Origin of the sequence: Mesorhizobium sp. ES1-6, assembly GCF_020164775.1 — a bacterium.
Lineage (GTDB): Bacteria > Pseudomonadota > Alphaproteobacteria > Rhizobiales > Rhizobiaceae > Mesorhizobium.
This window is the reverse complement of record NZ_JAIUGU010000011.1, coordinates 101230-110875: the sequence shown is the minus strand read 5'-3', so window position 1 is coordinate 110875 and position 9646 is coordinate 101230. Positions and strand designations below refer to the sequence as shown.

Genomic DNA, 9646 nt, shown 5'->3' with positions numbered 1-9646 from the left:
TCTGGCCGAGCAGGCTCTGCCCGGCCGGGTCGTTCTCAGGCCGCCTTGGCCTCGCCGCCGATGCCGTCCAGAACCTCGATCGCGTCGGCCGGCAGCTTTAGCTCCGCCGCCGCCAGGTTCTCGCGGAGATGGCCGACCGACGAGGTGCCGGGGATGAGCAGGATGTTGGGCGCGCGCTGCAACAGCCAGGCGAGCGCCACCTGCATCGGCGTCGCGCCGAGCTTTTGCGCGGCGTCGGCGAGCGTGCTCGACTGCAGCGGCGTGAAACCGCCGAGCGGGAAGAACGGCACATAGGCGATGCCATCGGCGGCAAGCTCGTCGATCAGCGCATCATCCTGGCGATGCGCGATGTTGTACTGGTTCTGTACGCAGACGATGTCGACCTTGCCGCGCCCCTGCGCGATCTGCTTGCGGGTGACATTGCTCAGGCCGATATGGCGCACAAGGCCCTGGCGCTGCAGTTCGGCGAGCGTGTCGAGCTGCGGCTCGAGCGATCCTTCGGCGGGTCCGTGGATGCCATGCATGGAGCGCAGGTTCACGACCTCGAGCACGTCGAGCCCGAGATTGCGCAGATTGTCGTGCACGGCCTGCGTCAGTTCCTGGGGCGACATTGCCGGGATCCACGATGCGTCCGCGCCGCGCCGGGCGCTGATCTTGGTGACGATGGTGAGGTTGGCGGGGTAGGGATGCAGCGCCTCGCGGATGATCTGGTTGGTGACGTGGGGGCCGTAGAAATCCGACGTGTCGATGTGGTCGACGCCGCTGGCGACGGCTTCGCGCAGCACGGCGAGCGCGGCGTCGCGGTCCTTCGGCGGACCGAAGACGCCGGGTCCGGCCAATTGCATGGCGCCGTAGCCGAGACGTTTTACGGTGCGGTCGCCGAGCCTGAAGCTTCCGGCCTTGCTGATGTCGGTCATGGTGTCGTCTCCTTTGGATCAGCCAGATATAGACAACGCGCGCCTGCACGATAATATGATGTAATCGGCACAGCCTGTGCGGAAAGGCGAACAATGGCGGCGGATCTGGGCGACCTCCAGGCATTCATGGCGGTGGCGCGCGCCGGCGGCTTTCGCGAGGCGGCCCGGGTGGGAAGCGTCAGCGCCTCCAGCCTGTCGGAGACGGTGCGGCGGCTGGAGGGCGAACTCGGCGTGCGGCTCCTCAACCGCACGACGCGCAGCGTGGCGCCGACCGAGGCCGGCGCGCGGCTGCTCGAACGGCTCGGCCCGGCGCTCGGCGAGGTCGAGGCGGCGCTCGACGTGGTCAATGGCTTTCGCGGCCGCCCGGCCGGCACGCTGCGGCTCAACGTGCCTGTCGTGGCCGCCAAACTGGTGCTGCCGCGCCTCTTGCCGCCCTTCCTCGCCGCCTATCCCGAAATTCGGCTGGAAGTGACCGCCGAGGACAGTTTCGTCGACATATTGGCCAGCGGCTGCGACGCCGGCATCCGCTATGATGAGCGGCTGGAGCAGGACATGATCGCCGTGCCGATCGGCCCGCGCCGGCAGCGCTTCGCCACCGCCGCCGCAACGGCCTATCTCGACCGGCACGGCCGGCCCGAGCACCCGCGCGAACTGCTCGACCATGCCTGCCTGCGCGGCCGCTTCGCCAGCGGCTTCACGCCGCCCTGGGAGTTCGAACGCGACGGCGAGGTGGTGAGCGTCGAGCCGACCGGGCCGCTGCTGGTCAGCACCGGCACGGCAATGGCGCTCGCGCTCGAGGTGGCGGTCGCCGGCGGCGGTATCGTCTCGCTGTTCGAGGACTGGCTGCGCCCCTATTTCGACGATGGCCGGCTGGAGCCGGTGCTGGAGCCCTGGTGGCAGGAATTTTCAGGCCCGTTCCTCTACTATCCAGGCCGCCGCCTGACGCCGGCGCCGCTGCGCGCCTTCATCGATTTTGTCGGCGGGATGCGGTGGTGAGGGGTTCCAGCTGAGCCAACGCGGCCTCCGGCAGCGCCGCCTTGCGCCCGCATTCGAACAATCCAAACGCGGTCTGTAACGGTTTGTTGTCTTGCCCGACGTATCAGAAGGGCGGTTTCGCCAACGCCGGATGCACCTTCAAGAGGCAAAATGAAGGGGGACGCGTAAGAAAATGGGTTCGCCCTGGTCCGAATTGCTGGCCAACCTGGCGGTCGTCGCGATGTTCGTTTCGGTCTGGATCCACACCCATGTGTGGCTGGATCGCTGGGCGCCCGCCGTAAAGGCGGCGGCCTTCGGCCTGCTGATGGGCGTCGGCGCCATCATTCTGATGCTGACGCCCATGCAGTTGCAGCCGGGCGTGCTCGCCGATCTCCGGGCGACGATGATTGCCGTTGCCGGCTTCTTCGGCGGTCCTGTGGCCGGCATCGTCGCCGGGATCATGGCCGGCGCGTTCCGAACCTTCGAAGGCGGCATCGGCGCCTTCGCCGGCGCGGTGGGGATCGCGGCCGCCATGCTGGTCGGCATTGCCGGCAACCTTGCCCTGCGGGGGCGCCGGCCCACCATGATCGACATCATGATCCTCGGCGCGGCGGCAGCGGCGGCGTCGCTGCTTGGCCTCAGCGTCCTGCCGCGGGATGTGCTGCAAATGGTCCTGCCGAAGGTGGCGCTGCCTTCCTCCCTGCTCATCTTCGTCTCGGTGGTACTGTCGGGGCTGACGCTTTACCAGGAGCGGCGCCGTCTCGAAGCGCTGCAGTCGCGGCGCATCTACAAGGCGGTGGTGGAGACGCTGCCCGATTGCCTCAACGTCAAGGACCTCGACGGGCGCTTCATCGCGGCCAATCCGGCAACGGCCGCGCTGATGCATGCGCCCGACGCCAAGGCGCTGACCGGCAAGACCGATTTCGATTTCTATCCGCGCGAAACGGCGCGGGGATTTCGCGAGGACGAGCTTGCCGTGCTGGCCTCGGGCGCCTCCTCCACCATCGAACAGCGTGTTCATCACGAGGACGGCACCGATGGCTGGCTGGCGACCCTGAAGGCGCCGTTTCGCGACAGGAGCGGGGCCGTGGTCGGCCTGATCACGCACAATCGCGACATCACCGCGCGCAAGCAGCTGGAGACCGAACTGGCGGAAAGCCAGGCCAGGCTCGGAGACGCGCTGACGCACATGGCCGATGGCCTGGTGATGTTCGACCCGGACGGCAAGATGGTGCTCTGCAACGCCCGCTACAGCGCCATGTTTCCGAAGACGGCAGAACTGAGGGTGCCCGGCGCCGATTACCGCGACATACTGCGCGCCTCGGCGGCGCGCGGCGAGGGAACAACACCGCCTGGCGCCGTCGAGGAATGGATCGCCGGCATCATGGCCGCGCAGAAGCTTGTCAGCCACCGCCAGATCCGGCTCGCCGACGGACGCTGGCTCGACGTGCGCACCCGCCCGACCGGCGACGGCGGAAGCCTCAGCGTGTTTTCCGACATTACCGAGACCAAGCAGGTCGAGGCCGAACTGATGGCCGCCAATGAGAAGCTGAACCTTCTGGCGCATCGCGACGGCCTGACCGAACTGTTGACGCGCCGCGCTTTCGACGAAGCGCTGGCGCGCGAATTCGCCCGCGCCAGCCGCAACGCGATGCCGCTCAGCCTGCTCATCATCGATGTCGACTGGTTCAAGCGTTTCAACGACCATTACGGCCATCCGGCGGGCGACGAATGCCTGCGCGCCGTCAGCCGCTGCATCGAGGCGGCCGCCCGCCGGCCGGCGGACGCCGCCGCCCGCTATGGCGGCGAGGAATTCGCGCTCATCCTGCCCGAGACAGACGCACGGGGCGCCTTCGTCATCGCCGAAAAGCTCAGGAGCAAGGTGCGCGACCTGGCCGTGGCGCATGCCGGAAGCGAGAAAGGCATCGTCACCGTCAGCATCGGTGTCGGCACATTCGAGGCGGGCGCCGCCGCGATGGAGATTGCCGATCTGCTGCGGCGCGCCGACGAGGCGCTCTACGGCGCCAAGGCCGCCGGGCGCGACCGGGTGCATGGCTGGCGTCCGCATCTCAGCGATCAACGCTCGGCGGGTTCTCGCAAGACGTGAGCCTCGCCGTACCGCAGGGCTAAGCGTTGCGGGGAAAATTCGATCGAGGATGATCTGGCTGACGAAGCCTCTCGGCTTCAGCCGGATCCATCTAAATCCGTACTGGCGGGATCGAGCTTTACAAGGCGGGCTCTTGCTTCGCCGACGCGTTGTTGCGCGGTTCTTATCCTGTCGCAAAGCCTCAGATTGATACCGACACCACAGTCCTCGTCCAGCATCGCGTTTGCCCGCTCAAGGGCGAGTTCCGCCCGGTTGAGGCGCTGCCTCGCCGTGGCCAGTTCCAAGGTCAGAAGTTCCATTACTCCGCTTCCGTGGTTGCGGTCCCTTCGAGTGGGAAACCGCTGCCGGTCGTTTTGGTTCCGGGGCGGATCGCCAAGCTGCACGGGCGCGTCGGCCCCGCCTTGCCGAAGCCGCCGCGTTTCGTGGAATGCGAAGGTTTTGGCTACGTCATTGTTTATTGACCCCGACGGCGACAGGCGTATTTTGCCCAAGCCGTCCGCAACTCCAGGCACGCTGACGCTTGGGAGCATCATCCTGCTTCCGCCAAATTCCAGGAGGAAGGTGTGAGTAGGCTGTTACGGACGCGCAAGGGCGAATACCTCGATCACCGACTGGAGTGTCCGTTCTGCGGCACCATTCGCCTGAACATCCCGGCCGATGCGCAACCGTCGACCCGGATCAGTTGCGCGGAGTGCGGCAGGTATCTCGGGATATGGGACGAGCTGCAGACCGACTTCGAACTCCAGGGCGGTAACGATGGCGTGTTCCGTCTCGACCAAGGGCGCATCCAGAAGCTCGACTAGCCGCCGTGTCTTCACGGGCCTGTCTTCTCACGCCTCTCTTGTCACGCCTGCCTCTCTTGGCGGTGTCAGGACGGCCTTGGGTGGGCCAGGCTGGCGTCGAAGGTGGCCGGCAGCACAGGTGTGTCACCGCGTCCGGTCGAGGCCGTCGTCATCGTGTCGACGGGCACGATAATGACCATGCGGGCATGCTGCTCCGGCCACAATGGCTTGCCGAAAAGGAAGAACGTGCTGGCGAGGAAACAGACCAGCAAGAGGATGGCCAAGGTGTTGGCGACGATCTCACCAAGTTGCATTTACGTGTCCTCCAAATCGCCCGCCTGGTAGCGCAACGAGCATCGGCGGCCGATGTTCGGCATATGGGACCAATGCGCCGACGGTTGGGACTTCAGTCCCAATTGCAGCTGCGGCGATAAAGCCGCAACCTGCCGGCGCACCGGCCGAGCCTCCATCAAGCGGGGTAGCCGGCGCACAGCCCGGCCTGCTCGCCAACGTGCCGAACCTTCCGCCAAAGCGGGCCGGGCTTCCCGCCATGAGAACATCACCAGCGGACCGCGATTTCCACGGGCAGGGGCGAGCGTTGGTTGCGCAACGAAGACAAGGCCCGATCGGCGGGCTGGCGGAAAGCACGCCGGAACCGGCCCCCTTGCTCGGCGGCGAGAAAGGCGCGGTTCTCGTTCCTCTGGCGGCCAGCCAGCGTGGTCAGGTTGGGGTTGTGTGACCGGATCTGACGTCTCATCGCCTCAGCCTCCCGCAATGAAGGCAGCTACCAGCTCAACGTAAAGCTGACGAGCAAAACGGCGACCAGGGCCGATAGCGGGACCGCCATCAACAGCGCCGCCTCGATCAGTTTGGTTTCCTTGTCGCTGAACATCACGATCTCCTGCCGTCTTGGCCCCGGCGGCGGAATTCAGGGTTCGCCCGCCACCCGGAAGCAACGAGCGAACCCTATTGGCGCAGGAAGGGACGGAGCTGCGCCAATGCCTGAACTTGCAGTCGACAACGAGCGCAAAAGGTGGCTGTTCCCGGCGGCGGCGCCGATAGGACCATTGCCTTTCTTGATCGGCCTTAAGTCCTGGGTGATGCCGGACCGAAGCCCGACCCTGGAACGTTCGACCCGGGCTGAAGTTCGATTCCCAGCCCGGCGACAATTCCGTGCCGTGCGAATTCCAGATGGAGGATCTCATGAAGAAGAATCTTGCCGCCCTGGCAGCGGTCCTGTTGCTCAGCGGTGTCGGCGCCGCCGCCGCCGAGGACATCGTCATCCAGCCCGAGCAGGAAACGGTGATCAAGGAGTACGTGCATAAGCAGCCGCTGGCTTCGGTCAAGGTTCCCGGCGTGGAACTCAATGTCGGCACGGCGTTGCCCGACACCGTCGAGCTGCACGAAGTCCCCAACGTCAAGTATCGCTACACCGTCGTCGACGACCGGACCGTGATCGTGGATCCAAGCACCCGCAAGATCATCAAGATCATCCAGTAACATCGCCTGGCCCGCCACCGGAGCGGTGGCGGGCCGGCTACTCAGGCGTTCCCCGGAAATCAGAATTTGCGCGGGTCGATGCCCTTGGTGCCCGGCCCGTAAGGGCTCGGATAAATCTCACCGATGGTCATCAGTTCGATCTCGCCATCGAGGGTCGAGCCGATGATCCTGACCTCGGGATCGTCGCAACAGAACTCCCAGATCACCTGCCTGCATTCGGCGCACGGCACGCCGGAATAGGGGCCGTGGCAGACGATGGCCTCGATCTGGCGTTCGCCGGCCGCGGCCATCTGCATCACCGCGTTGCGCTCGGCATGCACCGATTGCTGGAGGGTGACGATTTCGACATTGCAGGCGGAAAACAGCCGGCCCGAAGCGGTGCGCACGGCCGAGCCGACCTTGTGGTTGGAGTAGGGCGTGTAGGCCTTGTCGCGGGCCTGCGCCGCCGCTGTGACGAGCGCCTGGTCGGCGCTCGAAAGTTGGTCGAAGCTTGTCTTGCGCATCGGTCTCTCCGTATCCGGGCTCCATCCCGAATTGATTTAGGATGAAGCTTTATCGCATTGCTTTTTCTTGATCTTCGCCGTCACGCCGGCTGCCGTTGCGACCGGGTGACGAGCCCGGCGACGAAGGGGACGAGCGAGAGCAGGAAGCCGATCAGCGAGGCGGGAATGCCGCCCGGCTCGCCCATCAGCACCAGGATCGCGGTCGAGCCGGCGCCCAGTACGATGGTCGTCAGCATCGACCAGGAGGGAATGCGCCAGCCGAAGGTGGCCGACAGCACCGGCAAGAGCAGGCCCGGCACATAGACCGAGAAACCAAGCATCAGGATGGTGACGATGCCCGGCACCGAGAGCGCCACGACCAGCGCCACGAGGCCGAGCACGAGCAGCAGGATGCGGCTGGTCCACAGCCTCTCCCTGTCGCTGGCACCGGGGCGCATGCGCGAGATCACATCGCGCTGCAGCGTGGTGGCGGTGATGAGCAGCGTGGTGCTCGCCGTCGACATCGCCACCGCCAGGAAGGCTGCGACCAGCACGCCGATGACGCCATGCGGCAGTAGCTGCACCATCAGGTCGGGCATGGCGTTGACCGGGTTGGCGCCGGCCGGCAGCAGCGCCTTGGCGGCGACGCCGAGGAAGGTGAGGACGACGCCGAAGATCGCCATGATGACGAAGCCGTTGATCAAGCCCTTGCGCGCGGTGTCCGGCGAGTTGGCGGAAAAGACGCGCTGGAAGCCGATCGTGTCGATAAAGCCGGCGGGCAGGAGCAGGAACCAGACGAACAGCGTCGCCGGCGGCACGTTGGCGAACAGATTGTAGAAGCCCGGAATGTCCTTCGTCGCCTCGTAGATGCGCGGCACGCCGGGTCCGAAGATGACGTAGAGCGGCGCCACGACGCCGATGATGACGAGGAAGATGACGGCCTGCAATACGTCGGTCGCCACCACGGCGAGGAAGCCGCCGAGCATGGTGTAGACGATGACGACGAGGAAGGCGACGATGGCGCCGGTCCTGGGATCCATGCCCGAGAACAGGGTGAACACCATGGAGATGCCGAACACCTGCGCGGCCGCCCAGGCGAGATAGTTCCAGCTCGTCACCAGCGAGGCGGCGACGCGCACCGAGCCCGGATAATCCTGCGCGACGATGTCGGGCGTCGTCACATGCATGCGCTGGCGTACGATTTTCGCCAGGAAGATGCCCATCAGCAGCAGGCCGATCGGGAAGGTGTACCACCACCACGCACCCGCTATGCCGTAGCGGACGACCATTTCGGGCGTGCCGAACAGACCGGCAAGCCCGGTCCAGGAGGCGAAGGCCGAGATGGTCAGCCAGAGCGGCCCCATGCGCCGGCCGGCGACGATGTAGTCTTCCTCGGTCCTGATCGAGCGGGCGAAGTAGAGCCCGATGCCGGTGACCGCCACGAGATAGACGGCGACGACCGCAATATCCAGATTTCCCATTTTGTACCCCTTCACATGCGAAGCCGATGGCGCGCCAGATTCCTTGGCGCGCGTGCTGTCCTGTCCGTTGTCCCTCTTGGCGGGGCTTGACGACCCTCTGCAAGATTTGTCACATGCAAAAAAGTTTTTTGCAAGCGCTGAATCTGGACCGTGATCGGAGACTTCGAATGACCCAAGCGCCTACCAATTCGGCCAATACCAGTCCGGCTGATGCCAATGCGGCCGATGCCGAACTGGTCGAGCGCGGCCGCGCCCGCATCGCCTGGATCCGTTCGCGCATGGCGTTGCTGGCGGGGCTGCGCGAGGAGTTCCGCCGCACGAGGCCGTTCGCCGGCCGGCGCATCGGCGTGTCGCTGCATGTCGAACCCAAGACCGCCGTGCTGCTCGAAGTGCTGGCCGAGGGCGGCGCCGAGATCGTCGGCACCGGCAATCACGGTTCGACGCAGGACGATGTCGTCGCCTTCCTGCAAAGCCGGGGCATAGGCATCTTCGGCCGCCGCGCCGACACGCTCGCCGACCATCACGCCAATCTGGCGCGGGTGCTGGATGCCAGGCCCGACATGCTGCTCGACAATGGTGCCGACCTTGCCGCCGGCATCGTCGAGCGGGGCAGGGCGGCGTCGATCCTGGGCGGCACCGAGGAGACGACGTCGGGCGGCGACCGGCTGCGCGGCGAACTCTCCGGCAAGGTGCCGTTCCCCTCCATCGTCATCAATGACAGCCCGCTGAAGGCGATCGGCGAGAACAAGCACGCGGTCGGCCAGTCGGTGGTGGAAAGCTTCATGCGCATCACCAATCTGATGATCCCCGGCCGCCGCTTCTGCGTCGTCGGCTATGGCTGGTGCGGGCGCGGCATCGCGCAATATCTGCGCGCGCTGGGCGGACGCGTCGCCATCGTCGAGGTCGACGAGATCAAGGCGCTGGAGGCCGCCCTCGACGGCTACCGCGTGGCGCCGCTCGCCGACCTTGCGCCATGGGCGGAGGTGTTCATCACCGCCACCGGCCGCGCCGGCGTGCTGCCGGCGGAAGCGATTGCCCAAATGCGGGACGGCGCGGTGCTGGCCAATTCCGGGCATTTTCCCTGGGAGATCGACACCGAGGGTCTCGGTGCCATGACCACCGCGACCACCGACCTGGACGGCACGCTGCGGCGGCTGGACCTCGCCAATGGGCGGCATGTCATCCTCGTCGCCGAGGGACGCATGTTCAACCTTGCCGGCGTCGAGCCGAAGGGCAATTCGATCGAGTCCATGGATATCGGCTTCATGCTGCAGGCGCTGTCGCTGGAGCGGGTGGTGAGCGGGAAGGACCTTGCCGCGGGCGCGCAGCCGGTGCCCGACGATATCAACCGCCGCATCGCCCGGCTGATGACGGCTTCGATGGGGGCCGCCTTGTAGCTATG

General features: G+C 66.1%; 11 protein-coding genes. 5 read left to right on the top strand and 6 right to left on the bottom strand.

The genetic code is table 11. The features are described 5' to 3' along the window. Nucleotides 1–35: 35 nt before the first annotated feature. Nucleotides 36–917, bottom strand: coding sequence for an aldo/keto reductase family oxidoreductase (locus LB564_RS24000; protein ID WP_224541491.1), 882 nt, complete (start codon nt 915–917; stop codon nt 36–38). Nucleotides 918–1010: 93 nt separating this feature from the next. Between LB564_RS24000 and LB564_RS23995 the strand changes: the two genes are divergently transcribed. Next, a complete protein-coding gene (locus LB564_RS23995) occupies nt 1011–1913 on the top strand; it encodes a LysR family transcriptional regulator (RefSeq protein WP_224541489.1) in 903 nt (300 codons plus the stop codon). A 172-nt stretch (nt 1914–2085) separates the two neighbouring features. Then, nucleotides 2086–3999, top strand: a complete 1914-nt coding sequence (locus LB564_RS23990; RefSeq protein WP_224541488.1) for a diguanylate cyclase — start codon at nt 2086–2088, stop codon at nt 3997–3999. Nucleotides 4000–4076: 77 nt separating this feature from the next. On the opposite strand, the gene LB564_RS23985 is transcribed toward LB564_RS23990, so the two are convergent. Then, nucleotides 4077–4298 (bottom strand): hypothetical protein, encoded by a 222-nt coding sequence (locus LB564_RS23985; RefSeq protein WP_224541486.1) that lies wholly within the window; start codon nt 4296–4298, stop codon nt 4077–4079. A 264-nt stretch (nt 4299–4562) separates the two neighbouring features. Here LB564_RS23985 and LB564_RS23980 point away from each other — a divergent pair, with 264 nt between their 5' ends. Next, on the top strand, nt 4563–4802 hold the full coding sequence (locus LB564_RS23980) for a hypothetical protein (protein WP_140708944.1): 240 nt from the start codon (nt 4563–4565) through the stop codon (nt 4800–4802). Nucleotides 4803–4867: 65 nt separating this feature from the next. On the opposite strand, the gene LB564_RS23975 is transcribed toward LB564_RS23980, so the two are convergent. Then, nucleotides 4868–5095, bottom strand: a complete 228-nt coding sequence (locus LB564_RS23975) for a polymerase (protein WP_140708940.1) — start codon at nt 5093–5095, stop codon at nt 4868–4870. Between the two features lie 245 nt (nt 5096–5340). Beyond that, nucleotides 5341–5538, bottom strand: coding sequence for a hypothetical protein (locus LB564_RS23970; RefSeq protein WP_140708938.1), 198 nt, complete (start codon nt 5536–5538; stop codon nt 5341–5343). Nucleotides 5539–5984: 446 nt separating this feature from the next. Between LB564_RS23970 and LB564_RS23965 the strand changes: the two genes are divergently transcribed. Next, nucleotides 5985–6281: a DUF1236 domain-containing protein gene (locus tag LB564_RS23965; protein ID WP_140708937.1), complete on the top strand. Its 297-nt coding sequence runs from the start codon at nt 5985–5987 to the stop codon at nt 6279–6281. A gap of 59 nt (nt 6282–6340) precedes the next feature. Here LB564_RS23965 and LB564_RS23960 read toward each other — a convergent pair whose 3' ends face one another. Continuing rightward, on the bottom strand, nt 6341–6784 hold the full coding sequence (locus LB564_RS23960) for a cytidine deaminase (protein WP_224541484.1): 444 nt from the start codon (nt 6782–6784) through the stop codon (nt 6341–6343). 80 nt (nt 6785–6864) lie between these two features. Then, on the bottom strand, nt 6865–8244 hold the full coding sequence (locus LB564_RS23955) for a sodium:solute symporter (protein WP_224541482.1): 1380 nt from the start codon (nt 8242–8244) through the stop codon (nt 6865–6867). Between the two features lie 167 nt (nt 8245–8411). Between LB564_RS23955 and LB564_RS23950 the strand changes: the two genes are divergently transcribed. Further along, a complete protein-coding gene (locus tag LB564_RS23950) occupies nt 8412–9641 on the top strand; it encodes an adenosylhomocysteinase (protein WP_224541481.1) in 1230 nt (409 codons plus the stop codon). The last annotated feature ends 5 nt before the right edge of the window (nt 9642–9646 follow it).